The organism is Micromonospora sp. NPDC048930, from assembly GCF_043197935.1.
In the GTDB taxonomy this organism is placed as follows: domain Bacteria; phylum Actinomycetota; class Actinomycetes; order Mycobacteriales; family Micromonosporaceae; genus Micromonospora.
In genome coordinates this window covers 499,996-525,009 of the sequence record NZ_JBICUB010000003.1, presented here as the reverse complement: position 1 = coordinate 525,009, position 25,014 = coordinate 499,996, and the positions used below count along the sequence as shown (strand labels likewise).

General features: G+C 75.3%; 23 protein-coding genes. 20 read left to right on the top strand and 3 right to left on the bottom strand.

What is annotated here, in order from left to right; translation table 11 throughout:
• Window positions 1-111 precede the first annotated feature (111 nt).
• The 7 genes from ACGFI9_RS11255 to ACGFI9_RS11225 all read left to right on the top strand — a co-directional run bounded on the left by ACGFI9_RS11255 (window position 112) and on the right by ACGFI9_RS11225 (window position 6,677).
• Window positions 112-1,275, top strand: a complete 1,164-nt coding sequence (locus ACGFI9_RS11255) for a cytochrome P450 (protein WP_393177544.1) — start codon at window positions 112-114, stop codon at window positions 1,273-1,275.
• The gene (locus ACGFI9_RS11250) at window positions 1,272-2,069 is read left to right on the top strand and encodes an isocitrate lyase/phosphoenolpyruvate mutase family protein (protein ID WP_393177542.1); all 798 of its coding nucleotides are present in this window, start codon (window positions 1,272-1,274) and stop codon (window positions 2,067-2,069) included. Before ACGFI9_RS11255 ends, ACGFI9_RS11250 begins: the two co-directional genes overlap by 4 nt.
• Window positions 2,070-2,168: 99 nt before the next feature.
• Entirely contained in the window at window positions 2,169-3,134 is a 966-nt protein-coding gene (locus ACGFI9_RS11245) for a hypothetical protein (protein WP_393177540.1), read from the top strand.
• A 64-nt stretch (window positions 3,135-3,198) separates the two neighbouring features.
• The gene (locus ACGFI9_RS11240) at window positions 3,199-4,023 is read left to right on the top strand and encodes a MerR family transcriptional regulator (protein ID WP_393177538.1); all 825 of its coding nucleotides are present in this window, start codon (window positions 3,199-3,201) and stop codon (window positions 4,021-4,023) included.
• 169 nt (window positions 4,024-4,192) lie between these two features.
• On the top strand, window positions 4,193-4,666 hold the full coding sequence (locus ACGFI9_RS11235) for a DUF1203 domain-containing protein (RefSeq protein ID WP_393177536.1): 474 nt from the start codon (window positions 4,193-4,195) through the stop codon (window positions 4,664-4,666).
• A 42-nt stretch (window positions 4,667-4,708) separates the two neighbouring features.
• Complete coding sequence (locus tag ACGFI9_RS11230) at window positions 4,709-5,641, top strand: PfkB family carbohydrate kinase (RefSeq protein ID WP_393177534.1); 933 nt, start codon at window positions 4,709-4,711, stop codon at window positions 5,639-5,641.
• 40 nt (window positions 5,642-5,681) lie between these two features.
• The gene (locus ACGFI9_RS11225; protein WP_393177532.1) at window positions 5,682-6,677 is read left to right on the top strand and encodes a carcinine hydrolase/isopenicillin-N N-acyltransferase family protein; all 996 of its coding nucleotides are present in this window, start codon (window positions 5,682-5,684) and stop codon (window positions 6,675-6,677) included.
• A gap of 57 nt (window positions 6,678-6,734) precedes the next feature.
• Here ACGFI9_RS11225 and ACGFI9_RS11220 read toward each other — a convergent pair whose 3' ends face one another.
• Window positions 6,735-8,186, bottom strand: coding sequence for an LVIVD repeat-containing protein (locus tag ACGFI9_RS11220; protein WP_393177530.1), 1,452 nt, complete (start codon window positions 8,184-8,186; stop codon window positions 6,735-6,737).
• Window positions 8,187-8,325: 139 nt separating this feature from the next.
• On the opposite strand from ACGFI9_RS11220, the gene ACGFI9_RS11215 reads away from it, so the two are divergent.
• The 5 genes from ACGFI9_RS11215 to ACGFI9_RS11195 all read left to right on the top strand — a co-directional run bounded on the left by ACGFI9_RS11215 (window position 8,326) and on the right by ACGFI9_RS11195 (window position 14,542).
• Window positions 8,326-9,006: a DUF305 domain-containing protein gene (locus ACGFI9_RS11215; protein ID WP_393177528.1), complete on the top strand. Its 681-nt coding sequence runs from the start codon at window positions 8,326-8,328 to the stop codon at window positions 9,004-9,006.
• 166 nt (window positions 9,007-9,172) lie between these two features.
• Entirely contained in the window at window positions 9,173-10,420 is a 1,248-nt protein-coding gene (locus tag ACGFI9_RS11210; protein WP_393177526.1) for a sensor histidine kinase, read from the top strand.
• 55 nt (window positions 10,421-10,475) lie between these two features.
• The gene (locus ACGFI9_RS11205) at window positions 10,476-11,141 is read left to right on the top strand and encodes a response regulator (protein ID WP_393177524.1); all 666 of its coding nucleotides are present in this window, start codon (window positions 10,476-10,478) and stop codon (window positions 11,139-11,141) included.
• Between the two features lie 147 nt (window positions 11,142-11,288).
• The gene (locus ACGFI9_RS11200) at window positions 11,289-12,056 is read left to right on the top strand and encodes an ABC transporter ATP-binding protein (RefSeq protein ID WP_393177522.1); all 768 of its coding nucleotides are present in this window, start codon (window positions 11,289-11,291) and stop codon (window positions 12,054-12,056) included.
• Window positions 12,057-12,061: 5 nt separating this feature from the next.
• Window positions 12,062-14,542, top strand: coding sequence for an ABC transporter permease (locus tag ACGFI9_RS11195; RefSeq protein WP_393177520.1), 2,481 nt, complete (start codon window positions 12,062-12,064; stop codon window positions 14,540-14,542).
• Between the two features lie 53 nt (window positions 14,543-14,595).
• On the opposite strand, the gene ACGFI9_RS11190 is transcribed toward ACGFI9_RS11195, so the two are convergent.
• Window positions 14,596-15,975 (bottom strand): protein kinase, encoded by a 1,380-nt coding sequence (locus tag ACGFI9_RS11190; protein WP_393177518.1) that lies wholly within the window; start codon window positions 15,973-15,975, stop codon window positions 14,596-14,598.
• A 551-nt stretch (window positions 15,976-16,526) separates the two neighbouring features.
• Between ACGFI9_RS11190 and ACGFI9_RS11185 the strand changes: the two genes are divergently transcribed.
• The 8 genes from ACGFI9_RS11185 (at window position 16,527) to ACGFI9_RS11150 (ending at window position 23,618) form a co-directional block, all read left to right on the top strand.
• Window positions 16,527-17,168: an RNA polymerase sigma factor gene (locus ACGFI9_RS11185; protein WP_393177516.1), complete on the top strand. Its 642-nt coding sequence runs from the start codon at window positions 16,527-16,529 to the stop codon at window positions 17,166-17,168.
• Window positions 17,169-17,184: 16 nt separating this feature from the next.
• A complete protein-coding gene (locus ACGFI9_RS11180; protein ID WP_393177514.1) occupies window positions 17,185-17,943 on the top strand; it encodes a hypothetical protein in 759 nt (252 codons plus the stop codon).
• 166 nt (window positions 17,944-18,109) lie between these two features.
• Window positions 18,110-19,345, top strand: a complete 1,236-nt coding sequence (egtA, locus tag ACGFI9_RS11175) for an ergothioneine biosynthesis glutamate--cysteine ligase EgtA (protein WP_393177512.1) — start codon at window positions 18,110-18,112, stop codon at window positions 19,343-19,345.
• Window positions 19,342-20,679: an ergothioneine biosynthesis protein EgtB gene (egtB, locus tag ACGFI9_RS11170; protein WP_393177510.1), complete on the top strand. Its 1,338-nt coding sequence runs from the start codon at window positions 19,342-19,344 to the stop codon at window positions 20,677-20,679. Before egtA ends, egtB begins: the two co-directional genes overlap by 4 nt.
• A gap of 7 nt (window positions 20,680-20,686) precedes the next feature.
• On the top strand, window positions 20,687-21,433 hold the full coding sequence (egtC, locus tag ACGFI9_RS11165; protein WP_393177507.1) for an ergothioneine biosynthesis protein EgtC: 747 nt from the start codon (window positions 20,687-20,689) through the stop codon (window positions 21,431-21,433).
• A gap of 30 nt (window positions 21,434-21,463) precedes the next feature.
• On the top strand, window positions 21,464-22,429 hold the full coding sequence (gene egtD, locus ACGFI9_RS11160; protein WP_393177505.1) for an L-histidine N(alpha)-methyltransferase: 966 nt from the start codon (window positions 21,464-21,466) through the stop codon (window positions 22,427-22,429).
• A 236-nt stretch (window positions 22,430-22,665) separates the two neighbouring features.
• Complete coding sequence (locus tag ACGFI9_RS11155) at window positions 22,666-23,253, top strand: TMEM165/GDT1 family protein (protein ID WP_393177503.1); 588 nt, start codon at window positions 22,666-22,668, stop codon at window positions 23,251-23,253.
• Window positions 23,254-23,414: 161 nt separating this feature from the next.
• Window positions 23,415-23,618: a hypothetical protein gene (locus ACGFI9_RS11150; RefSeq protein WP_393177501.1), complete on the top strand. Its 204-nt coding sequence runs from the start codon at window positions 23,415-23,417 to the stop codon at window positions 23,616-23,618.
• A gap of 23 nt (window positions 23,619-23,641) precedes the next feature.
• On the opposite strand, the gene nhaA is transcribed toward ACGFI9_RS11150, so the two are convergent.
• Window positions 23,642-24,952 carry a Na+/H+ antiporter NhaA gene (gene nhaA / locus ACGFI9_RS11145; RefSeq protein ID WP_393177499.1) on the bottom strand — a complete coding sequence of 437 codons (1,311 nt, stop codon included), beginning with the start codon at window positions 24,950-24,952 and terminating at the stop codon, window positions 23,642-23,644.
• Window positions 24,953-25,014: the final 62 nt, after the last annotated feature.

Sequence of the window (25,014 nt, the reverse complement as noted above, 5' to 3'; positions counted from 1 at the left end):
CCCGATGCCGCCACCTCACCGACCCGGCGGTGCGGCGCGCCCGATGCCACCTCGCCGACGTGACGGGACGGTTCGGTCCGGACCGAAGGAAACGCCGCCTACGGTCGGGCGATGAGCTGGCCCGTCATCCCTGCGCCGCCCGGTACGCCACCGTGCGGCGAACCCGTGCCCGATCCCGACGACGGCTGGGTGGTCACCCGGCACGCCGACGTGGTGGCGGTGCTGACCGATCCCCGGTGCGTGGTGCCGGTCGCGCCCGGCGGACCGCCCGGCACCCTCGCCTGGCTGCGCGGGACGGTCAGCCGGTTCAGCGCCCCGGACCGGCACCCCGACCGCCGGGCGATCGGGGTCGCCGCGCTGGCCGCCCTCGACCCGGACGACCTGCGCGCCGCGGCGGCCCGGCTCACCGAGGACACGCTCGAGGCGGCGGTCCGGCTCACCGGGGCCACGCCCGACGCGGTGGCGACCCGCCCTCCCGACCGCCCGGCCGGGGAGACGCTCGACGCGCTGGCGACCCGGCCCGGGACCGGGGCGGCGGGCGAGCAGGCCGTGCCCCGGCCGGCCGCGGCGGAGCGCCGGGGGCCGGGGCGGGTCGACGTGATGGCGCGGCTGGCGCGGCGCGTACCGCTGGAGGTGCTGGCGGCGCGGCTCGGGCTGGCCGACCCGGCGGCGGCCGGGGCGGCGGTGCCGGCGGTGGCCGCCGCCTACCACCCGGGCGCCGACCCGGCCGTGGTGGCCCGCGCGGACCGGGCGGTCGCCGCGCTGCTGGCGCTGTCCCCACCGGCGCCGCCCGAGGTCGCCGCGAACCGGATCGGGCTGCTGGTGCAGGCCTGCGACGCCACCGCCGGGCTGATCGGCGCGGCCGTCCGGCACGGCCGCACCGCGCCGGCGGCGGTGTCGACCGTCGACCTGCTGGCCGAGGTGCTGCGGCTCGACCCGCCGGTCCGGGCCACCCGCCGGCTCACCACCGCCCCGCTGCGCCTCGGCGCCCGGGAGATCGGCCCGGACGTCCCGCTGCTGCTCCGCTTCGACGCGGCCAACCGGGACCCGGCCGTCCACGCCGACCCGGACCGGTTCCGAGCCGGGCGTCCGGGCGGGACGCTGACCTTCGGTGCCGGGCCCCGGGGTTGCCCGGGGGAGCGGCACGCCCTGGCTCTGGCGGCCGGGGTGGTCGACGTGCTGCGCCGCCGCTGCGGTGCCGCCGACGCCCCGGCCGGCTACCAGCCGCACCCCACCCTCCGCATCCCGACCAGCTTAGAGGTGACCGTCCGATGAGCGACCGCGCCGCCACCTTCCACGCCCTGCACCGCCCGGGCCGGCCGCTGCTGCTGCCGAACGCCTGGGATCACGCCTCCGCCGCGGCCCTCGTGGCCCGGGGGCATCCGGCGATCGGCACCACCAGCCTCGGGGTCGCGGCGGCCGCCGGCAAACCGGACGCGGCCGGGGCCACCCGGATCGACAACCTCGACCTGGCCCGGCGGCTGCGCGATCTGCCGGTGCTGCTCACCGTGGACGTCGAGGACGGCTTCAGCGACGACCCGGCGACGGTGGCCGACTACGTCGCCGAGCTGGCGGCGCTCGGCGTCGTGGGGGTGAACCTGGAGGACGGCCGCCCGGACGGGACGCTCGCCCCGGTGGAGCTGGCCGCCGCCAAGCTCGCGGCGGTGCGGGCCGCGGTGCCCGGGCTCTTCGTGAACGCCCGCACCGACGCCTGGTGGCTGGGCGTGCCCGATCCGCTCGACGAGGCCCTGCGCCGGGCCCGCTCGTGGCGGGCGGCGGGCGCCGACGGCTTCTTCGTGCCCGGCGCGCCGGACGACCTGGTCGGGCGGCTCGCGGCCGAGGCCGGCCTGCCGTTGAACGTGCTCCACCGGCCCGGCGGGCCGGGCCTGGCCGCGCTGGGCCGGCTCGGGGTGGCCCGGGTCAGCACCGGCTCCCTGCTGTTCCGGGCCGCCCTCGGCGCGGCGTTGCAGCTGGCCGACGCGGTCCGCGGCGGGCTCGACGCCGACCTGCCCACCCCGCCGACGTACGGGTGGGTGCAGGCGCTTTCCGCGCCGAAAGAAGCTCCTTAGGGGGAGATAGGAGGATTGTTCGGGGATCGGCCTTTCCTGGTGATTACGGTGTGTTTCAGGTTCGACCACGCCGTGTCCTGCCCGGAGAGGGGACCGACCATGCGAGTGCCCAGCCGAAGCCCCGGCCAGCAGCCCGGGCCCGCCGTCGCGTCCACCGCGCCGGCCCGCCGGCGGCCCTCCGCCGCCGGCCGTCGCCCCGCCCCCGGACAGCCGGACCTGGGCGCGTACCGGGCGGCGGTGGCGGAGCTGCTGGTCGAGGTGGGCGCCCTGGCGGACGCCCCGTCGACCACCGCCCGCCAGGTGCTGCTCGACCAGCGGCTGCGCGAGCCGGCCGTCGCCGCGGTCCTCGACGCCACCCCGCAGGGGTTCGTCGGCGCCCGGGAGACCCTGCTGCTGGAGATGGCCCGCTACCAGCCGAACGCCCGCAGCTCCGCGCCCGATCTCACCGCGCTGGTCCGGATCTACCTGCTCTCCCGGATCGACGTGATGTGGTGGGGGGACACCCCGGCCTTCCTCACCGACAGCCAGGTCAACAGCAGCACCGACCTGGTCGACCTGGAGTGGCTGCGCCGGCGGGGGCTGCTCGCCTTCCGCTACCGGGAGCAGCCGGGCACGCTCGTCGGCCGCGGCCTGCGGGCGGTCCGGCGGCGGCTGCTGCCCGACGCCACCCCGCGCACCGCCGGGCTGATGTTCCGCCGGACCCGCCGCGAGGTGGTGGCGCTGCTCAACGACATCGGCCGCGAGTTCTCCCTGGCCACCCCGCCGGCCACTCCGCCGCTCTGGGTCACCAGCCTCGCCCGCAGCGCCGAGCACCAGTACCGGCTGCGCCGCCTCGGGTACGCCGCGATGGTGCCCAGCGGGCACTGCCTCGGCTGGGCGGCTGACGTGGAGATGGCCTGGTTCCACCGCTTCGGCGTCCGGGACACCCTGGCCGACCTGCTGCTGGCCCGGCAGGAGGCCGGCGAGATCAACGTGGTCGACGAGGGCCAGGCCTGGCACGTGTGTCTCGCGCCCACCGCCTGCCGCCGGTTCCGGCGCGCGTACGAAGCCGAGATGGGGGTCTGAGCCGGTGTGCTGAATCGCCCTCGCTTGACTCTGACACGGTGTCAGGGACGAGCGTGAGGGGGTCATGTTCACCATCGGAGAATTCGCCGTACTCGGCCGGGTGTCGGTCCGTATGCTGCGCCATTACGACGGCATCGGGCTGCTCCGTCCCGCCAGCGTGGACCCGCACACCGGCTACCGCTACTACCGGGCGGAGCAACTGGGCCGGCTCAACCGGGTTATCGCCCTGAAGGACCTGGGGCTCACCCTGGACCAGGTCCGGACGGTCCTCGACGACCGGCTCGACGCGGCCGAGCTGCGCGGCATGCTGCGGTTGCGCCGCGCCCAGCTCGCGGCACAGGTCGCCGCGGACACCGCCCGGCTGGCCGCGGTGGAGGCGAGACTCCGGATGCTCGAGACGGAGGGTCGGATGACCACCGAGGATGTCGTACTCAAGAAGGTCCCGGCGGTGCGGATCGCGGAACTGACCGGGGTGGCGCCGAGCTACGAGACGCCGGACATCGGTCCGGTGATCCAACCGCTCTACCCGGAACTGTTCCGCCGGCTCGACGAGGCGCACGTCCGCCCGACCGGGCCGGCGATCGCCTGGTACGAGCCGGAGGGTGACGGGGAGGCGGTGGTCGTGCACGCCGGGGTGACCGTCGACGTCGACCGGTCGGCCGCCAGCGACGTCGCCGTCGTCGACCTGCCGGCGCTGGCCACCGCCGCGACGATCGTGCACCACGGGGCGATGGACGAGGTCGAGGCCAGCATGCGGGTGCTCGCCCGGTGGATCGAGGAGAACGGCTGGCGCGCCGAGGGGTACGCCCGCGAGGTCTACCTCGACTACTGCCAGGAGAGGCCGGAGGAAGGCGTGACGGAACTCCAGATCCCGGTCTCCCGTCGCTGATCGGGGACGGGCTGCCCGAGGGTGGCGGGCAGCCCGTCCCGACCGGCTCGGGTGCCGGCATACCCACCCCGGCCCGTCTGATGCGAAATGTCGGACAGGCGACGCGGCGCCGGGACGCGAGGTCCGATCGCCGCCAGCATCCGTGCGCCGTTCCGGGCAGGCTGGGGGTATGACGACCACGCGTACCGGGTACCTGATCCAGCCGCTGCCGCGCGAGGTGCTGGCCGAGGTGCGGCGCACCGGCCTCGACGTGAGCGGGCGGCCGGCCGAACGGTCCACCGCCGAGGGCGAGGAGCCGTTGCGCTGCTGCCTCCGCGACGCCGTCGCGGGCGAGCCGCTGCTGCTCTTCGGGTACGCCCCGCCGCTGCCCGACGGCCCGTACCGGGAGGTGGGGCCGATCTTCGCGCACGACGCCGACTGCCCTGGGCCGGAGCAGGTGACCGGGTACCCGGCCGACTGGCGGGGGCGACCGCAGGTGCTGCGGGCGTACGACCGCCGGGGCCGGATCGTCGGTGGCCGGCTGCACGACGGCGAGGACCCCGAGGCCGTCGTCGCCGACCTGCTCGCCGACCCCGCGGTGGACCGCCTGCACAGCCGCAACGTGGTCTACGGCTGCTTCATGTTCGCCATCGTGCGGGGGTGAGCCGCCGGGCGTGACCGGCGGTGGCCCGGGTATCAGCCCGGCATGGCGGGACTGGACGCGATCGTGGTGGGGCAGGTGGCCCGCGACCTCGTCCTGGTGGTCGACGCGGTCCCCGGCCCGTCCGGGACCGCCCCGGTGCGGTGCCGGCGGGAGCTGCTCGGCGGCAAGGGCGCCAACCAGGCGGTCGGGCTGGCCCAGCTCGGCGCCCGGGTCGGCCTGCTCGGCGTGGTCGGCGAGGACGAGGTCGGCGACCGGCTGCTGGGGCGGGCGCGCAGCGACGGCGTCGACGTGGCTCCGGTGCTGCGCCGGCCGGGCACCCCCACCGCGCTGATCGTCGACATGCTGGAGACCGGGGCGCGCTGGCGCTACCTGGAGCACATTCCCGAGGCGACCCTGCTCACCGAGGCGGACGTGCGCGCCGCCGAGGACGTGCTCCAGGCGGCCCGCGCGGTGGTCGTCCAGCTCCAGCAGCCGGTGCCGGCCGCGCTCGCGGCGGCCCGTTGCGCCCGTACCGCCGGTCGGCTGGTGGTGCTGGACGGCGCGCCGGACGACCCGGCCGACGCGGCCCAGCTGCTCGCCCTCGCCGACGTGTTCCGCGCCGACGCGCCGGAGGCCGGCCGGCTCGTCGGCGACCCGCCGCGGGACGTCGAGGCGGGCCTGCGGGCCGGCCGGGAGCTGCGGGCGCGGGGCCCGTCGCTGGTCGCCGTGGAGGTGGCGGGGGAGGGGAACGCCTTCGTCTGGCCGGACGGGGAGCTCTTCGTACCGCTGTCCGACACGCCCACCGTGGACACCACCGGCGCCGGGGACGCTTTCGTCGCGGCGCTCACCGCCGGCCTGCTGCGCGGCGCGGCGTACCGGGATGTCGCCCGGTACGCGGTCGCGGCGGCCGGCGCGACGGTCGGCCATCCCGGTGGCCGCCCGGCCTTGAGCCGGGAGGCGGTCGACGCGCAGCTGGCCCGGATCCCGCCCCACTGACCCGATGGACAACCGTCGCTGCCTCTTCTAGCGTCGCGGCATGCGAAGGATCCTGCTCGCCACCGGTTTCACCCTGCTGCTGGTCACCGCCGGCTGCGCCGAGAGCCGCCGGGTCCCGGAACCGGCGGCGGCCGGCACGCCCACCGCCTCACGACAGGACGACGGCCAGGTCGAGCGCACCCTGGCCAGCCTCCGCAAGGTCGACGACCTGCCGCTGTACGAGATGACGTACGTGGGGGACTACGACCCCATGGTCGGGGTCTCCGGCACGCCCGAGGCGAGCCCGTTCGGCTGCTCGCTCTTCGCCGCCCTCGGCGACCCGAGCCGGCCGCTGTTCGCCCGCAACTTCGACTGGGAGCCGAACCCGGCCCTGGTGCTGCGGACCGACCCGCCGGACGGGTACGCCTCGATCTCCCTGGTGGACATCTCGTACCTCGGGGTCGGCGCCGACCCGGCCGGGGACCGGCGGCTGCTCAACGCGCCGCTGCTGCCGTTCGACGGGATGAACGAGCGGGGCCTGGCGGTGGGGCTGGCCGCCGACGACCACGCGACCGTCCGCCCGGTGCCGGGCCGCCCGACCGTGGGCTCGGTGCGGATCCTGCGGCTGGTGCTGGACCAGGCGGCCACCGTGGACGAGGCGATCGCCCTGTTCGAGCGGTACAACCTGGACTTCGGCGGCGGGGGGCCGGCGCTGCACTATCTGCTCGCCGATGCCACCGGCGCGTCGGCGGTGGTGGAGTTCGTCGACGGCGTCCTGCGCGCCGAGAAGCGGCGGGGCCCGTGGCAGGCGCTGACCAACGTGCCGGCGATCGGCGTGCCCGACCAGCAGTTGCGGCGCGACCACCGGTACGGGTTGCTGGCGGAGGCGCTGGACGCCGCCGGCGGGGTGGTGGACGCCCCGGCCGCGCTGCGCCTGCTGGATTCGGTGCGGCAGCCGCACACCCGCTGGTCGGTGGCGTACGGGCTGCGCACCGGGGAGGTCCGGCTGGTCCCGTCCGGTGGTGCGCAGCGCAGCTACCGGCTGCCGATGAGCTGAACGCCGACGGGCCCGGCCCCGCAGGTGCGGTGGCCGGGCCCGTGGACGGGCGGGACGTCAGTCCTTGTAGTCGGGCTGGGTCTGCACGTTGAGCCGGGTGAAGTGCCGCGTGTTGGCGCCCGGGATGGACGCCTGGTCGATCTCCACCACGTCCAGGCCCTTCTGGATGTCGTTGGAGTAGATGTGGCCGTTGTAGTAGTACGACGACCAGGCCCCGCCGGTGACCAGCCGGGTGTCGGAGAGCGGACCCCGCTCCCAGTAGCCGATCTCCTTCGGGTTGGCCGAGTCGGTGAAGTCCCAGACCGAGATGCCGCCCTGGTACCAGGCCTGGACCATGATGTCGCGGCCGGGCACCGGGATCAGCGAGCCGTTGTGGGCCACGCAGTTCTCGGTGTCGCCGTTCGTCCGGGGGATCTTGTAGTAGCTGCGGAACTCCAGCGTCCGGGAGTCACCAGCGCCGGTGATGTCGTAGATGGCGTCCGCGCCACGGTTCGGCCCGACGGTCGGGTTGCAGGTCGCCGCGCCGCCGCCACCGAGTTCGTCGGTGAAGACGACCTTGGTGCCGGTGTTGTTGAAGGTGGCCGAGTGCCAGAAGGCGAAGTTGGTCGTGTCCCGGACCTGGTTGATCACCCGGGGCGCCTCCCGGTTGGCGATGTCCATCAGGATGCCGTCACCCATGCAGGCGCCGGCGGCCAGGTCCTTCGCCGGGTACACGGTGATGTCGTGGCAGCCGGTGGTCGCCGAGCCGCCCGGGCGGCCGGGGTACCCGCCGTCCGGGAAGAGGTTCGGCGTGGCCACCACCGCCGCGTCGGTGGGCGACTCCAGCGGCACCTTGACGATGGAAATGGAGTCGTGCGGCGGCTGGCAGTCGGGGAAGGCCGCCGACGGGCTGTACGAGGAGACGTACAGGTAGACGGAGAGGCCGTCCTTGCCCGGCACCAGCGTGTGGGTGTGCGAGCCGCAGTCCGTCTCGACGGACTTGATGTAGCGCGGGCTGGTCTTGTCGCTGATGTCGAAGACCTTGATGCCCTCCCAGGATGCCTTGTTGGCCGCCGTCTGCGAGACGCTGGCGCAGGAGTCGTCGCTGCGCGACGAGTCGGTGGAGAGGAAGAGCAGGTCACCGTAGACGGATACGTCGTTCTGGGAACCCGGGCAGAGCACCTGTGACATGACCTTCGGTGCGGCCGGGTTCGCGATGTTGTAGATGGTGAAGCCGTTGTAGTTGCCGGCGTAGGCGAACGGCCCCTGGAACGCGATGTCGCTGTTGAGGGCGTTCTCCGCGGCGAACGGTCCCATCTTCGGCAGGTTGGCGACCTGGCGGAGGTTGGGGCTGCTGGAGATCTCATCGACGCCGAGCCCGGCGGCGACGGTGTCCATGGTGGCCGGTTCGGCGAGCCGTGGGGTGGCCTGCGCGTTGGCGGGAGCGGCGACGCTGGCGAGGAGGAGACCGGCGGCGGCGAGGCTGCCGATCCGGAAACGACGGGATCTGGACAGGCGGAAGTTGACCATCGGCGACACCCTTCGAAAGGGGATGACGATTGTCGACACCTTACCGTCCGACGATGTAGATCTATGTGATCTGGGTCACATCGACCGTCCTTTGTTGCTGGTTAGGATCGCTGTCACCTCGATCGGAGAGGGGTGAGGCATGACCGGCCGACGTGGACGGACACTGCTCGCCGTCACAGTGGTGGCCCTGGCGCTCGTCGCACTGGGCCTGACGTTGTGGCACCGGCCCGACCGCCCGTCCGCCGTCACCGCCGCCGCATCGAGCCCGTCACCCACGGCGGAGGGGCCGCCGGTCATCGTGCCGGGGCGGCCGGGGGAGCCGGCGGTTACCCGCCCGGCCCAGGAGGTGCGGGACGCGTCGACACTCCGCTACAACAGCCTCGACGTCTGGTTCGTCCGGATGATGATCCCGCACCACCAGCAGGCGGTGGAGATGGCCGCGCTCGCCCCGGACCGGGCCGCCGACCCCCGGGTACGCGCCGTCGCCGACCGGATCCAGGCCGCCCAGCAACCCGAGATCGGCGTGCTGCGGGCCTGGCTGGCCGCCCGCGGGTTGCCCGCCGAGGTGCCCGGTCACGACCACGGCAGCATGCGCGGAATGCAGTCCCCGGAGGCGATGCGCCAGCTGGCCGCCGCCCGCGGCGCCGAGTTCGACCGCCTCTTCGTGCGGATGATGACCGAGCACCACGAGGGCGCCGTGACGATGGCCACCGACCTGCTCAAGGTCGGCGTGGACCAGGCCATGCAGGAGTTCGCCAACTCGGTCGCCACCGAGCAGTCCGTCGAGATCGCCCGGATGCGCGAGCTGGTCGCCTCCTGACCGGCCGAGCCGGTAGAGGTCCACTTCACGTTGCGCAAACCGCGGCATCCGGCGCGCCGGATACCGCCACATCCCGCAGCGCGAGTCGATCAACGGCCCGGCGCACGGGAGCGGGGCCGGCGAGGCCGGCGGGTGGGCATCGACGGGGCGGTAGCCCGTACGCTGGGTGACCGTGGACCGCCTGATCTTCGGCCGCCCGTTGCGGAGCGTCGCCTTCGACGTCGCCGTCGCCGGGTTCGTGGCGCTCTTCGCCGTGGCCGGGGTCGTGGCCCAGCCCGGCGGTTGGCCGGCCACCCTGGTCGGGTTCGCGATGGCGCTGGTGCTGCTGTTCCGGCGGACCCACCCGTCGGCGGTGGCGGCCGCGGTGGCCGCGCTCGCGCTCGTGCAGGTGGTCGCCGGCTGGGGCCCGCTGGGCTACGACGTCGCCGTCCTGATCGCCCTCTACAGCGTGGTCAAGTACGCCGACCGGCTCCGCGACGGCATCGCCGCCGGGATCGTCGCGGCGGTGGGGGTGGTGCTGGCCGCCCTCCAGGTACGCGGGCCGGCCGCCTGGTGGGCGAGCGCGCTCTGGTTCGGGATGGTCACCGCGGCGGTCTGGCTGGTCGGGCTGAACGTGCGGACCCGCCGGCTGTACGTGCTGAGCCTGGAGGAGCGGGCCGCCACGCTGGAACGGGAGCGGGAGGCCGAGTCCCGGGCCGCGGTGGCCGAGGAGCGCACCCGGATCGCCCGGGAACTGCACGACGTGGTCGCGCACAGCATGGCCGTGATGATCGTGCAGGCCGACGGGGTGCGGTTCACCATCGACCGGGACCCGGCCACCGCCCGGGAGGCGGCCAAGGTGGTGGCGGACACCGGACGGCAGGCGTTGGAGGAGATGCGCCGGCTGGTGGGCGTACTGCGGGAGCCGAGCCGGCCGGAGCCGGCGGCCGCGCCGGCCGCGGCGGCCGCGTCCGACGGCGGTCTCTCCGCCGAGCCGGCCCACCGCCGGCCGGCGCTGGTCGAACTGCCCGACCTGCTGGACCGCTTCCGCGCCGCCGGCCTGGCGGTCAGCTGCGCCACCACCGGCGAGCCGACGCCACTGCCACCGGGCCTGGAGCTGACCGTCTACCGGGTGGTGCAGGAGTCGCTCACCAACGCGCTCAAGCACGCCGGGGTGGGCGCCTCCGTCGAGGTACGGCTCGACTGGTCGCCGGCCGCCGTCGTGGTCCGGGCCGTGGACGACGGGCGCGGCCGGCCGGTGGTCCGCCCCGCGCCGTCCGGCGGGCACGGCCTGGTCGGCATGCGCGAGCGGGTGGGGGTGTACGACGGCAGCCTCGCCGCCGGACCGACGCTGGGCGGGGGCTGGCGGGTCGAGGCCCGCCTGCCGCTACCGTCGGCACCCGGTGCGGAGGAAGGGGAAGCGGGGGTGCCGTGAGCGCGAGGAGTGAGCCGGTCCTGCGAGCCCCGCAGTCGCGAACAGAGGTGACACATTGACCGTCCGCGTGGTGATCGTCGACGACCAGGCGCTGGTCCGCGCCGGGTTCCGCATGGTGCTCGACTCGCAGCCCGACCTGGAGGTGGTCGGCGAGGCGATCGACGGCGCCGACGCGCTGCGCGTGCTGGACCGGGTCGACGCCGACGTGGTGGTGATGGACCTGCGGATGCCGACCATGGACGGGGTGGAGGCGACCCGGCGGATCGTCGCCCGGCCGGCCGACCGCCGGCCCCGGGTGCTGGTGCTCACCACCTTCGACACGGAGGCGGACGCGTTCGCCGCGCTGCGCGCGGGGGCCAGCGGCTTCCTGCTGAAGAACGTGCCGCCGGAGGAGCTGCTGGCCGCGATCCGGGTGGTCGCCGAGGGGGACTCGGTGGTGGCCCCGTCGGTCACCCGGCGGCTGCTCGACCGGTTCGCCGGCCAGCTCGGCCCCGGCCCGGCCGAGGACCCGCGGCTCGCCCAGCTCACCGAGCGGGAGCGCGAGGTGCTGCTGCTGGTCGCCCAGGGCCTGTCCAACGCGGAGATCGCCGCCCGGGTGCACGTCGCGGAGGCGACGGTGAAGACCCACGTCGGCCGGATCCTGGCCAAGTTGCAGCTGCGCGACCGGGTCCAGGCCGTGGTGCTGGCGTACGAGAGCGGGCTGGTCACGCCGGGCGGGTGAGCCGGCGTACGACCTGGGTCGTACGGGTCCACCCGGTCGGGGGCGACCCGGGGCGTACCGAGGTCGAGCGTGCAGGTGGAGATCGACAACGGGGTGCCGCGCATAGCGTCGGAGACGTCCGATGAACGTGTCCGACAGGAGCGCCACGTGTCCGCAACACCCACCGCCGGCGTCGCCGTCACCGCCCGCCAACTGCGCAAGGAGTACGGCTCCGGCCAGTCCCGGGTCGTCGCGCTGGACGGGGTCGACCTCGACCTCGCCGCCGCCCGGTTCACCGCCGTCATGGGCCCGTCCGGCTCCGGCAAGTCCACCCTGCTGCACTGCCTCGCCGGCCTGGACCGGCCGTCGGCCGGCACCGTGCGGATCGGCGACGCCGACCTCGCCCGGCTCGACGACCGCCGGCTGACCCGGCTGCGCCGGGACCGGATCGGCTTCGTCTTCCAGAAGTTCAACCTGCTGCCGACCCTCACCGCCGAGGAGAACATCGCGCTGCCGCTGGCCATCGCCGGCCGCCGGCCCGAGCCGGACTGGCTGCGGCAGGTGGTGGCTGCGGTCGGCCTGACCGACCGTCTCGGGCACCGCCCCGCCGAGCTCTCCGGCGGCCAGCAGCAGCGGGTCGCCGTGGCCCGGGCGCTGATCACCCGGCCCTGGGTGATCTTCGCCGACGAGCCGACCGGGAACCTGGACAGCCGGTCCGGGGCGGAGGTGCTGCGGCTGCTGCGCGACGCGGTCGACACCCTCGGCCAGACGGTGGTCATGGTGACCCACGACCCGGTGGCCGCCGGGTACGCCGACCGGGTGGTGTTCCTCGCCGACGGCCGGCTGGTCGACGAGCTGCGCACGCCGACCGCCGCGCAGGTTCTCGACGCGCTCGCCCGCCTCGAGCCGGCCGGCGCGCAGCCGGTGGGACGGTGACCGGGATGTTCCGCCTGACCGTGCGCCAGCTCCGCGCCGACGGGCTGCGGCTGCTGCTCTCCTCGCTGGCGATCGTGCTCGGCGTCGCCTTCGTCGCCGGCACCCTGATCCTCACCGACGGCATGCGCGCCGGGGCGTACGCCCGGGCCGGGGCCTTCGACCGGCACACCGACCTGGCCGCGTACGCCGGGACGAAGCCGCTGCCGCCGAGCCTGGTGGAGCGGGTCCGCGCGGTCGACGGGGTGGCCGCCGCCGACGGGGAACTGACCGGGACCGCCGGGGTGGTCGGCGCCGACGGGCGGCCCGTGCTCGGCTACGCCGTGCTGGCCGCCGTCCCCACCGACCCGGCCCTCCAGTCGTACGACGTGGTGGCCGGGCGGCTGCCCCGGCAGCCGGGCGAGCTGGTGCTGGACGAGGCCACCGTGGCCGACCAGGGCTTCCGCCTCGGCGCCCCGGTACGGGTCGGCGGGTCCGGCGGGCCGGCCCGGCCGTACACCCTGGTGGGCACGGTCGACGTGGCCGGCACCTCCCGGGACGTCGGCGGCCCGTTCATCGGTCTGGTCGGCGCGGACGCGTTGGCCGTCGGCGGCGAGGCCGGCTACGGCCGGATCATGGTGGCCGCCCGGCCCGGCGTGGACCGGGCGGCGCTGGCCGACCGGGTCCGCGCGGTGGTGGGACCGGGCGTGACGGTCAAGGACCGGCAGGCCATCCTCGACGAGGCGGTCGAGGACGCGGTCCGCGACCGGCGGCAGTTCGGGCTGTTCCTGCTGACCTTCGCCGCGGTGGCGGTGGTGGTGGCCGGCTTCGTGATCGCCAACACCTTCGCCATCGTGCTCGCCCAGCGGACCCGGCGGACCGCCCTGCTGCGGCTGGTCGGGGCCACCCGGGGGCAGGTCTTCCGGGCCGCCCTGGCGGAGGCGGCGTTGACCGGGTTGGTGGCCTCGGTGGTGGGCGTGCTGGCCGGCGTCGGGCTGGCCGCCGGCCTCGGCGCGCTGCTGTCCACGCTGGACGCGCCGGTCGCCGGCACGCTCGCCGTCACCGCCCGTACGGTGCTGCTCTGCCTCGGCCTCGGCACGCTGCTGACCGTGGTGTCGGCCGCCGTGCCGGCGTGGCAGGGCACCCGGGTCGCCCCAGTGACCGCGCTGACCGACGCGGCCGTGCAGCCCGCGCGGCGGGCCGGTCGGGTCCGGCTGGCGGCCGGCGCGCTGCTCCTCGCCGGCGGGGTGGCGGCGCTGGTGGGCGCGGGTGGGACCGGGCAGGTGCCGCTGGTCGCCGCGGGCGGGGTGCTGGCCTTCCTGGGCATCGTCCTGTTCGGCCCGGTGCTGGTGCCGGCGCTGGTCCGGCTGCTCGGCGTGCCGGGTCGCCGGCTGCTCGGCGTCCCCGCCGGGCTGGCCGTGGCGAACGCCGTGCGCAACCCGCGCCGGGTCGCCGCCACCGCCACCGCCATGGTGATCGGGATCGGCCTGGTGTCCGCGTTCGTGGTCGGCGCGGCCAGCGCGAAGGACGGCATCGAGCGCGCGGTGGACCAGCGGATCGGGGTGGACTTCCTGGTCGCCGGGATCGGCGGGGAGCTGCCGGCGCCGCTGGCCGGCGAGCTGGCCGCCCGGCCGGAGCTGGGCGTGGTGCACGAGCAGCGCAGTCACGTGGTCGACGGTGTCGAGCTGCGGGCCGCCCACCCGGCCCTGGTCCGCCGGACGCTCACCGCGGTGGACTCCGGTGATCCGGCCGACCTGGCGCCGGGCGCGGTGTTGGTGCACCGCGAGCTGGCCGCGGCGAAGGGCTGGGCGGTCGGGTCGACGGTGACCCTCGCCGGCCGGCCGTTCCGGGTCGCGGCGGTGGTGGCCGACGACGGTGCGGCCCTGGCGGGCGGCCGGGTGCCCCGCGGGCACGTGGTCGACGTGATCGACGCCGACTTCGCCCGCCTCTTCCCGACCGAACGGGGCTACCTGGCCGAGGTGGAGCCCGCCGACGGCGTCCCGCCGGCGACCGCCCGGGCCGTGTTGGAGTCGGCGCTCGCGAACTACCCGACGGTCAACCTGCTGGACCAGGCCGCGTACAAGAGGATGCTGACCGGCACGGTGGACATGGTGCTGGCCTTCGTGACCGCGCTGCTCGGCCTGGCGGTGGTGATCTCCCTGGTCGGGGTGGCCAACACGCTCAGCCTGTCGGTGGTGGAACGGACCCGGGAGAACGCGGTGCTGCGCGCGGTCGGCCTGAGCCGGGCCGGGATGCGCGGGGTGCTCGCGCTGGAGGCCGTGCTCACCGCGCTGGTCGGCACGCTGCTCGGCGTCGCGCTGGGCATCGGGGTCGCGGCGGGGGCGATGGGCGTGGTGGCCCGGGTCGGTGGCGACTTCGCCCTGGTCCTGCCGTGGGGCCGGCTGGGCCTGGTGATCGCGGTGGCGGCGCTCGCGGCGCTGGCCGCGTCCGTCCTGCCGGCCCGGCGGGCGTTGTCCCGGCCCGTGGTGGCCGCGCTCGGCGGGGAGTGACCGCGCGGCGGCCCCACCGTCGCCGTTGGGGCCGGCGCGGCACCCTCAGCGACTCAGCCGGTGGCGCCACCCGGCTGCTGGGCGCCACCACCGGTCCCGGGGTCGGGGGTCGTGCTGGTGGCGGTCGGCGTCGCGTTGTCGCTCGGCTGCGTCGTGGTGCTCGGGTCCGTGCTCGGCTCGCTCGGGGGCGGCGACGTCTCCGCTGGCTGGCTCGGCTCGACGGAGGCGCTCGGGGACGGGGTGGATGTCGCCGAGGCCGACGCGGACGGCTTCGCGGGACCGACCGGGCGGTACGGGCGGCCGCCCGAACTGGTCGGCGGCGCCTCGCTGGCGGCCGACTCCACCCCGGTGGTGGGGGTGGCCGCCGGGGAGGTCGTCTGGATGGTCGTGGCCGGCTCGCCCGCGTTCTTCGCCGCGCCGAGCGCCGCGCCCAGGGCGGTCAGCGCCACCAGGACCGCGGCGAGCGCGCCGACCAGGGTCCCGCGCCGGCGGCGCCGCCCGGGCGGCGCCGCGGTCGCCGGTGGGGCCGCCACGGTCAGGTCGTCCCGGGTGCCGGGCGGGCCGGCCGCGCCGCGCAGCGCCAGCGGCACGATCGAGGTCGGCGACTCGCCGATCGCTGCCCGGGCCGCCTCGGCCATCGCCGCGCCGGACGGGTAGCGATCGGCCGGGTCCTTGGCGAGCGCCCGGGCGACCAGGTCGCGCACCGACGGCGGGATCTCCGCCGGCAGCTCCGGCGGCGCGTCGTCCAGGTGACGTACGGCCACCTGGAGCGGGCTGTCGCCGGTGAACGGCGGGGTGCCGGTGAGGCAGCAGTAGGCGACCGCGCCGAGGGCGTAGATGTCGGTGGCGCCGGAGACGGGGCGGCCGGCCGCCTGCTCGGGGGCCATGTAGAGGGCCGTGCCGGGCACGGCGTTCGTGCTGGTGATGCTGGTCACGTTGGTCGACCGGGCCACCCCGAAGTCGACCAGCACGACGGTGCCGTCTTCCTGCACCAGCAGGTTGCTCGGCTTGACGTCCCGGTGGACGATGCCCCGGTTGTGGGCCGCGTGCAGGGCCTGGGCCACCTGCGCCACGATCGACATCGTCTCGGCCACCTCGAGGTGGCCGGCCGCCTCGATCCGCCTGTTCAGCGGCTCGCCGTCGACGAACTCCATGACCAGGTAGTCGGCCCGGCTGCCGTCGGGCAACTGGTCCTCGCCGCAGTCGAAGACCTGCACGATGCCCGGGTTGCGCAGCGACGCCATGATCCGCGCCTCGGCGCGGAAGCGGGCGATGAAGTCGGGATCGGAGACCAGCGCGGGGAGGAGGACCTTCACCGCGACGTGACGCCCCAGCACCAGGTCCGTGCCCCGCCAGACGTCGCCCATGCCGCCGGTGGCGACACGGTCATCCAGGCGGTACCGACCGCTGAGTACGACCTCCGAAGACAACACCTCCATACCGTACCCAGAGTGGCCGCGAAGTATTTCCCGCGATCTCTCCCGTCGCGACCGGCGGGCGGCTCGCCGCCGGTCGGCCTAACGGTCAACCAGCCGTGCGCCCGATCGGCTGAGGGTGATCAGTCGGGTACGATGGGCCAGCAAATGCGCTCGTAGGTTCGTATGTCCGGCTTCCAGACAGCCGCTTCCCGTCAAGCGGTGGCCGGGAGCGTGCGGTGGGTGGGCTCCGTTACACCGACCCGCCGTCAGTGTCGGTAGACATTTCTCACTCTTTCGCCCCTGGATGGCGGCTTGTCCACCCGTCCGTCCGCTCCTAGCGTTGGCCCGGCTCTGGGCCGTCCCGCGACGCTGTACGGTATGTCCGCCGACGGCCGTACCGAGCGGCACATGTCCATACGCGCGCCCGCACGGTCCGTGCGGTTGCCGACCAGTCAGTGGGGGGCGATGGTACGGGTGGAGGTCCGGTCACCGGACCTGCGGAACGTCGGTCACGGCACCGGCGGACGCCGGTCCGTGCAGGTTGGCACGGCGGGAACGGCAGGTTCATGACCGGTGAGCTGAGCGAGGCGGTGGCCGCGGCCCAGGCCGGCGACGAGGCGGCCTTCCGCTTCCTCTACCGCAGCCTCCAACCCGGCCTGCTGCGCTACCTCACCGCGCTGGTCGGCGCGGACGCCGAGGACGTGGCCTCGGAGACCTGGTTGCAGATCTCCCGTGACCTGCCCAGCTTCACCGGCGGGGAGTTCCGCGCCTGGACCGTCACCATCGCCCGCAACCGGGCCATGGACCACCTCCGCCGGCAGCGCCGGCGGCCGTCGCTGCCGGTGCCGGTGCAGGCGCTCAGCGAACTGGCCGGCGATGCCGACACCGCCGAGCGGGCCGGTGAGACGATCGGCACCGAGACGGCGCTGGCGCTGATCGCCACCCTGCCGCCCCGCGAGGCGGAGGCGGTGCTGTTGCGCGCCGTGATCGGCCTCGACGCCGAGACCGCCGGGCGGGTGCTCGGCCGGCGGGCGGGCGCCGTCCGTACCGCCGCGCACCGCGGCCTGCGTCGCCTCGCCGCGCTGCTGGAACGTTCCGACCTGGCCCAGTCGCCGGGCCGGGCCGGGAGAGTCACCCCGCCCCGCCCGCGTACCGATCGGGGACGGCAGGCGCCGAACGCGCCGAAGGCCGAACCGGCGGACGGATGACGTGAGGGGAAGCTGGATGAGTTTTCGCCGGTCCGACGGGCCTGCCGACCGGGCGGAGTCCGAGCGTCTGCTGGACACGGCCCGCGCCGGGGGTCCCCCGGAGGCCGGGGCCGATCCCCTGGTCCACCTGCTCGCCGCGGCCGCCGCCCCGACCAACCCGGGTGAGCTGTCCGGCGAGGAGCAGGCCGTGGCGGCGTTCCGGGCCGCCCGGGCGTACCCGGTGCCCGGGCCGGCGCCGGCGCGCCTGCCCCGGCCGCGCCGCTTCCGCGTGGGCGTGGCCGCCTGGGCGGCCGGGCTCGCCGCCACCGCCACCGCCGGCGTCGCGGTCGCCGCGGTGAGCCTCGACCGGCCCGAACAGCCGGCGCCGCCGCCCGTCCCGACCACGGCGGGCCGCACCGGCGCGGGCGACACCGGCTCGCCGTCGCAGTCGCCGGGAGGTACGCCCAGCGTCGGCGCCTCCGGGCCGGCCGCCTCGCCGACACCCGACGGCACCGGCGGACCGGGCCGCCCGGCGACGGAGCAACAGCTCACCGGCCTGTGCCGGGCCTACCTGGCCAAGCCGGACGAGCAGCGCGCCGCGGCGCTGGAGACGGCCGCCTACGCCGACCTGGTCGCCGCGGCCGGCGGAGCCGGGCAGGTGGAGGCCTACTGCGTCCGGCTGGTGCCGGACCGGAGCCCGGAGGACTCGCCCAGCCCCAGGGCCACCCGGTCGCCCGCGGCCGGCAACGGGGCGACCCCGGACCGGCAGTCCGGCAGACCGAGCGGGGCCCGCTGACCCGCCGCCGGGCCGTCGCGACCGGATTCCGGACAAAAATTCATCTCTCCGGGCACGCGGATTCCGTCTGATAGACAGAAGATGGTGGAACCGCGGGCGCCCGCCGGTGACGGTGCCGGCGTCCGGGCCGACAGAGCCGTCGCCACCCCGGGGAGAGGAGCTTCTCTTGGTGATGTCACCGGAGCTCGACCGGACCACCGTCCTGGGGGACGAGGCCTCGGCCGCCGGGCACCTCGCCAGGATCTGCTTCAAGACCGGCCCGCCCACCCTGACCGGCGTCGAGCTGGAATGGACCGTGCACGACGCCGCGGACCCGACCCGACCGGTCGACCGCGAGCGACTGCGCCGGGCCCTGGGGCGGCACAGCCCCGTCACCATCGACCCGACGAGCCCCGCTGACGGGCTCCGGCACGGCGGCGCCGTGACCGTGGAGCCGGGCGGGCAGGTGGAGATCTCCTCCGCGCCGCGACCCTCGATCGCCGCGCTGATCCTGGCCACCACGGCCGACATCGCCGAGCTGAGCGCCGTACTGGATGCGGCGGGCCTCGTGCTGGGCGGCTCCGGCATGGACCCCTGGCGGGCGCCCCGCCCGGTCGTCGAGACCCCGCGCTACCAGGCCATGCGCTGCGTCTTCGACCGGCGCGGACCGGCCGGTCGCGCCATGATGTACAGCACCGCCGGGCTCCAGGTCTGCCTCGACGCCGGCGAACCCGAGCGGCTGGCCGAGCGGTGGGCGGCGGCCCACGCCGTCGGGCCACCGCTGCTGGCGGCGTTCGCCACCGCCGACCGGCACGCCGGCCGGCGTACCGGCTGGGCCTCCGCCCGGATGGCGGCCTGGCTCGCCATCGACCCGGCGCGGACCGGTCCGGTCTGGTCGCCCGACCGCGCCGACCACGACCCCGTCGCGGCCTGGACCGGCTACGTGCTCGCCGCGCCGCTGCTCTGCGTGCGGGGTGACGGTCCGGACTGGACCCCGCCGCCCGGGGTCACCTTCGCCGACTGGCTGGCCGGCGCGCTGCCCCGCCCACCGACCACCGACGACCTGGACTACCACGTCAGCACACTCTTCCCGCCGGTACGCCCGCGCGGCTACCTGGAGATCCGCTACCTGGACACCCAACCCGGCCGGGAGTGGACCGTGCCGCTGGCGGTGCTGGCCGCGCTCTTCGCCGACCCGGCCACCACCCGGGAGGCCATGGCGGTCGCCACCCCGGTGGCCCACCGATGGCACGCCGCGGCGCGCCACGGCCTGGGCGACCGGCCGCTGGCCACCGCCGCGGCGGCCCTGTTCGACCTGGCCCTGACCGCGCTGCCCGGACTGGACCTGCCGGCGGGGCTGCACGAGGAGACGAGCCGAGCGATCCGGCGGCGACGCGCCGCCGCGGAGAGGAGGCACCGGTGACCACGACCGAGCGGCCGGGTACCGAGAGCGAGCGGCTGCGCAGCGTGATCGCGGCGGAGCTGGACCGCACCCGGGCCCGTACCGCCCTGCTGACCGACGCCGTGGACGACGACGACCTGATGCGGCAGCACTCCACGTTGATGTCCCCGCTGGTCTGGGACCTGGCGCACGTCGGCAACCAGGAGGAGCTCTGGCTGGTCCGCGACGTGGGCGGCCGCGAGCCGGTCCGTCGCGACATCGACGACCTCTACGACGCCTTCAAACAGCCCCGCAAGGACCGCCCGGCGCTGCCCCTGCTGCCCCCGGCGGAGGCGCGCGCCTACGTGCGCACCGTCCGGGACAAGGTCTACGACCTGCTCGACGGCATCCGGTTCGACGACCGGAAGCTGGTCGAGGACGGCTTCGCCTTCGGGATGATCGTGCAGCACGAGCAGCAGCACGACGAGACCATGCTCGCCACCCACCAGCTGCGTGCCGGGGCGGCGGTGCTCGACGCGCCGCCGCCGCCCGAGCCCCGGGCCCGGGTCGGCGGCGAGGTGCTGGTGCCGGCCGGGCCGTTCACCATGGGCACCTCCACCGACCCGTGGGCGCTGGACAACGAGCGCCCCGCGCACACCGTCGAGCTGCCCGCGTACGTCATCGACGCGGCACCGGTCACCAACGGGCAGTACCGGGCCTTCATCGCCGACGGCGGGTACGACGAGCCACGCTGGTGGAGCGAGGCGGGCTGGCGGCACCGGGTCGAGGCGGAGCTGAGCGCGCCGATGCACTGGCGTCGGGACGGCGACGGCTGGGCGTACCGTCGCTTCGGCCGCTGGTCGGCGGTACGCGACGACGAGCCGGTGGTGCACGTCTGCTGGTACGAGGCGGAGGCGTACGCGGCCTGGGCCGGCAAGCGGCTGCCCACCGAGGCGGAGTGGGAGAAGGCGGCCCGCTGGGACCCGGCGACCGGCCGCTCCCGCCGCTACCCGTGGGGCGACGAGGACCCGACCGTCGAGCACGCCAACCTGGGCCAGCGGCACCTGTGGCCGGCACCGGTGGGCGGCTACCCGGCCGGAGCCTCGCCGCTCGGCGTGCACCAGCTCATCGGGGACGTCTGGGAGTGGACCTCGACCACCTTCCGCGGCCACCCCGGCTTCGTCGCCTTCCCCTACCGGGAATACTCGGAGGTCTTCTTCGGCGACGACTACCGGGTGCTGCGCGGCGGTTCGTTCGGCACCGACCGGGCCGCCTGCCGGGGCACCTTCCGCAACTGGGACTACCCGATCCGCCGGCAGATCTTCAGCGGGTTCCGCTGCGCCCGGGACGCGCGGTCCGAGGAGGCGCACGGGTGAGCGCCTGATGTGCCGCCACCTGGCGTACCTGGGGCCGCCGGTGAGCCTGCGGAGCCTGCTGTACGACCCGCCGTACGGCCTGCTGCGCCAGTCCTGGGCGCCACGCGACATGCGCGGCGGCGGCACCATCAACGCGGACGGCTTCGGCGTCGGCTGGTACCCGGGCGCCGGCGACCCGGTGCGCTACCGGCGGGCCCAGCCACTGTGGAGCGACACCACCCTGCCGGAGCTGGCGGCCGTCACCGTGGCCGGCGCGGTGCTGGCCGCGGTCCGCTCCGCCACGGTCGGCATGCCGGTGCAGGAGACCGCCGCCGCCCCGTTCGCCGAGGGGCGCTGGCTGTTCAGCCACAACGGGGTGGTCCGGGGCTGGCCGGACACGGTGGTGCCGCTGGCCGCCGGGCTGCCGGTCCGCGACCTGCTGACCCTGGACGCGCCGACCGACGCCGCGCTGCTCTGGGCACTCGTGCGACACCGGCTGCGGGGCGGGGCGGCGCCGGACACCGCGGTCGCGGACACCGTCGCCGCGGTCGCCGCGGCGGCCCCCGGCTCGCGGCTGAACCTGCTGCTCACCGACGGGACCACGGTGGTGGCCAGCGTGGCGGGCCACGCGCTGTCGCTGCGCCGGACCCCCGACTCGGTGCTGCTGACCTCCGAGCCCCTGGACGACGACCCCGGCTGGCAGACGGTGCCGGACGGGCAGCTGGTGGTGGCCACCGCGACCGGATTGGAGATCCGGGAGTTGACGGCCGCCTGAGACCCGCAGGTAGGACAGAAGGGACACGACATGAGCGCGGAACCACTGGAGATCTACCTGGAGGAGCAGGACCTCGGGCGCAGCCTGCGCGAGGACGTACGGGCCGGGTTGACCGCGACGCCGAAGTGGCTGCCGCCGAAGTGGTTCTACGACGCCCGGGGCAGCGAGCTCTTCGAGGAGATCACCCGCCTGCCGGAGTACTACCCGACCCGCGCGGAGCGGGCCGTGCTGGCCGCGCACGCCGGCGACATCGCGGAGCTGACCGACGCGAAGACGCTGATCGAGCTGGGCTCCGGCTCGTCGGAGAAGACCCGACTGCTGCTGGACGCGTTCGCCCGGCACGGCGGCCTGGGCACCTTCGTGCCGCTGGACGTCTCGGTCAGCGCGCTGCGCCAGTCCACCGCGCAGATCGCCGCCGAGTATCCCGGGCTGCGGGTACGCGGCATCGTCGGCGACTTCACCCGGCAACTCGACCGGCTGCCCACCGGCGGACGGCGACTGGTGGCCTTCCTCGGCGGCACCATCGGCAACCTGCTCCCGGTGGAACGGGCCGAGTTCCTCACCGCGATGCGCGCCGCCCTGGAGGTCGGGGACTGGCTGCTGATCGGCACCGACCTGGTCAAGGACCCGAGGGTGATCGTGCCCGCGTACGACGACGCCGCCGGGGTGACGGCCGACTTCAACCGCAACGTGCTCCGGGTGATCAACCGCGAGCTGGGAGCGAACTTCGACCCGGAGGCGTTCACCCACGTGGCGGTCTGGGATCCCGAGCACGAGTGGATCGAGATGCGGTTGCGGGCCGAGCAGCCGACCCGGGTGCGGGTGCTCGACCTGGACGTCGAGTTCGCCGCCGGCGAGGAGCTGCGGACGGAGATCTCGGCGAAGTTCCGCCCGGAGGGGATCGCGGCGGAGCTGGCCGCGGCGGGGTTCACCCGGCAGGCGTTCTGGACCGATCCGGACGGGCTGTTCGGCGTCACCCTCGCCCGGGCGGACTGAGCCGGCCGGCCCGCCGCGGGTGAGCCTGTTCACCCGCGGCGGCCCCGCCGGCCGTGCTGGGTTAGGCTGGCGGCGCGAAGGGGAGTAGCCCCCAATGTCGTGGTCGACATACTGATGCGTTCCGCATCCGGCCACGCGGCCCCGGTCCCCGGGGCGGGCGAGACCTTCGACTCAGGCTGTCGCAGCCGGGTCGAGGGCGCCCCGTACCTCCTCCCGGCTTGATCGGGAAGGTTCACATGGACGGTTTCCTCGTCGCGCTGGTGATCAGCTTCGGCGTCATCTTCGTCGCCGAGCTGGGCGACAAGTCCCAGCTCATGGCGCTCACGTTCGCCACGCGGTTCAAGCCCGTACCGGTGCTGATCGGCATCACCGTCGCCACCGCGATCGTGCACCTGGCCTCGGTGGCGATCGGGTACGGCCTGAACGCCGCCCTGCCCACCGGCTGGATCTCGCTCGTCGCCGGCCTGGCCTTCCTCGGCTTCGGCGTCTGGACGCTGCGCGGTGACAAGCTCACCGAGGAGGAGAAGCGCAAGGCGGAGAAGAGCGGCCGGTCCGCGATCCTCGCGGTCGGTGTCGCGTTCTTCCTGGCCGAGCTGGGCGACAAGACGATGCTCGCCACCATCACCCTGGCCACCAAGTACGGCTGGGTCGGCACCTGGCTCGGCTCCACCCTCGGCATGGTGGCCGCGGACGCGCTCGCCATCCTGGTCGGCCGGCTGCTCGGCCGGCACCTGCCGGAGCGGGCCATCCGGTACGGCGCCACCGTGCTCTTCGCCATCTGCGGCCTCTGGCTGATCTTCGAGGCGGTGGAGCAGCTCGCCTGAGCCGGCGCGGGGATTCCGCCGCCACCGACGGTCGCGGCGGCGGAATCCCGGCTCGGATGATCGTGGACCGCGTCGCTGGGTATGAACATCTGCACCGCGCCCTGGGCAGCACCTCCTGAGCGCGGCACCGGAGCGACGCAGGACGACCGGGAGGTCCAGGCATGAGCAGGCACGACGAGCCCAACGAGTACGGTTTCGCCGGGGAGGGCACCGCCCCGGAGCCCCCGCCCGGCGGGCGCGCCGACGAGCAGGACCGGGCCGAGGAGGTCGCGGTGCCGGGCGACGACCTGCTCGATCCGTACGCCGACGCGGTGGAGGAGGAGACCGACGGGACCGAGGAGGAGCGCGCGCGGCGCCGGCGCTGACCCCGGCGGTCGGCGGGCCGGACCTACGCGGTCTCCTCCTGGTAGACGTCCGGCACGCCGTCGCCGTCGCTGTCCCGGCTCTCCCGCTCGGAGATCCGCCGGTAGACCCGGTTCCGCCGGCCCAGCACCAGCGAGGCCAGGAGAGCCGCGACCAGCGAGCCGAGCAGGACGGCCGCCTTCACCCGGTCGTCCTCGGCGCTGCCGGCCCCGAAGGCCAGCTCGCCGATGAGCAGCGACACGGTGAACCCGATGCCGGCCAGCAGCGCCAGCCCGAACAGGTCGGCCCAGGTGATCTCCTCGTCCAGCTCCGCCCGGGTGAACCGGGCGAGCAGGAACGTCGAGCTGAACACCCCGACGGTCTTGCCGAGCACCAGCCCGGCGACCACCCCGAGGACCACCGGGTCGGTGAGCACGCCGCCCAGGTCGACGTCGACCAGCGACACGCCGGCGGCGAAGAACGCGAAGATCGGCACCGCCAGGCCGGCGGAGACCGGCCGCCACCGGTGCTCCAGCCGCTCGGCCAGCCCGGGCCGGCCGGCCCGGGACGGCAGCACCGGCACCGTGAAGCCGAGCAGCACCCCGGCGACCGTGGCGTGCACCCCGGAGGCGTGCACCAGCGCCCAGGCCAGCCCGGCGAGCGGGAGCAACGCCCACCACCAGGTCCGCCGCCGCTGCACCAGCAGCGCGAACGCGGCGATCGGCAGGAGCGCCGCCAGCAGCGGCAGGGCGTGGAAGTCGGCGGTGTAGAAGACCGCGATGATGATGATCGCGAAGAGGTCGTCCACCACGGCGAGGGTCAGCAGGAAGGCGCGCAGGCCCTGCGGCAGGTGGGAGCTGACCACGGCGAGCACGGCGAGGGCGAACGCGATGTCCGTCGCGGTGGGGATGGCCCAGCCCCGCAGCCCGGCGCCGCCGGCCGAGAGGGTCACCGCGACGTAGCAGAGCGCGGGCAGCAGCATGCCGCCCATCGCGGCCACCACCGGCAGCGCGGCCCGCCGGGGGTCCCGCAGGTCGCCGGCCACGAACTCCCGCTTGAGTTCCAGGCCCACCACGAAGAAGAAGATCGCCAGCAGGCCGTCGGCGGCCCACGCGGCGAGGCTGAGGTCCAGGTGCAGCGCGTGACCGGCGGGGAACGGCACCCAGTCGCCGAGCCCGGCGTACGCGGACCGCCAGGGGGAGTTGGCCCAGAGCAGCGCCACGACCGCGCCGAGCAGCAGCAGCCCGCCCCCGACCGTCTCGGTACGCAGCACGTCGGCCAGGAAGCGCGCCTCCGGCCACGATCGCCGGGAGAGGAAACGGTAGGGCCGGCGGGTGCGCGGGGTGCGGTCGGTCATGCGGTGTCCACCTCGGGGTCAGGGGTCGGCGAAGCGATCGCCGACCAGACTTCCCGGCACAC

Excerpts from the sequence above, each read along its gene's own strand:
- ACGFI9_RS11250 (WP_393177542.1), top strand. The coding sequence starts at position 1,272 with ATGAGCGACCGCGCCGCCACCTTCCACGCCCTGCACCGCCCGGGCCGG.
- egtD (WP_393177505.1), top strand. The coding sequence starts at position 21,464 with ATGAGCGCGGAACCACTGGAGATCTACCTGGAGGAGCAGGACCTCGGG.
- ACGFI9_RS11195 (WP_393177520.1), top strand. The coding sequence starts at position 12,062 with ATGTTCCGCCTGACCGTGCGCCAGCTCCGCGCCGACGGGCTGCGGCTG.
- ACGFI9_RS11155 (WP_393177503.1), top strand. The coding sequence starts at position 22,666 with ATGGACGGTTTCCTCGTCGCGCTGGTGATCAGCTTCGGCGTCATCTTC.
- ACGFI9_RS11185 (WP_393177516.1), top strand. The coding sequence starts at position 16,527 with ATGACCGGTGAGCTGAGCGAGGCGGTGGCCGCGGCCCAGGCCGGCGAC.
- ACGFI9_RS11150 (WP_393177501.1), top strand. The coding sequence starts at position 23,415 with ATGAGCAGGCACGACGAGCCCAACGAGTACGGTTTCGCCGGGGAGGGC.
- ACGFI9_RS11240 (WP_393177538.1), top strand. The coding sequence starts at position 3,199 with ATGTTCACCATCGGAGAATTCGCCGTACTCGGCCGGGTGTCGGTCCGT.
- ACGFI9_RS11255 (WP_393177544.1), top strand. The coding sequence starts at position 112 with ATGAGCTGGCCCGTCATCCCTGCGCCGCCCGGTACGCCACCGTGCGGC.
- ACGFI9_RS11235 (WP_393177536.1), top strand. The coding sequence starts at position 4,193 with ATGACGACCACGCGTACCGGGTACCTGATCCAGCCGCTGCCGCGCGAG.
- ACGFI9_RS11220 (WP_393177530.1), bottom strand. The coding sequence starts at position 8,186 with ATGGTCAACTTCCGCCTGTCCAGATCCCGTCGTTTCCGGATCGGCAGC.
- ACGFI9_RS11180 (WP_393177514.1), top strand. The coding sequence starts at position 17,185 with ATGAGTTTTCGCCGGTCCGACGGGCCTGCCGACCGGGCGGAGTCCGAG.
- ACGFI9_RS11215 (WP_393177528.1), top strand. The coding sequence starts at position 8,326 with ATGACCGGCCGACGTGGACGGACACTGCTCGCCGTCACAGTGGTGGCC.
- ACGFI9_RS11230 (WP_393177534.1), top strand. The coding sequence starts at position 4,709 with ATGGCGGGACTGGACGCGATCGTGGTGGGGCAGGTGGCCCGCGACCTC.
- ACGFI9_RS11225 (WP_393177532.1), top strand. The coding sequence starts at position 5,682 with ATGCGAAGGATCCTGCTCGCCACCGGTTTCACCCTGCTGCTGGTCACC.
- nhaA (WP_393177499.1), bottom strand. The coding sequence starts at position 24,952 with ATGACCGACCGCACCCCGCGCACCCGCCGGCCCTACCGTTTCCTCTCC.
- egtC (WP_393177507.1), top strand. The coding sequence starts at position 20,687 with ATGTGCCGCCACCTGGCGTACCTGGGGCCGCCGGTGAGCCTGCGGAGC.
- ACGFI9_RS11245 (WP_393177540.1), top strand. The coding sequence starts at position 2,169 with ATGCGAGTGCCCAGCCGAAGCCCCGGCCAGCAGCCCGGGCCCGCCGTC.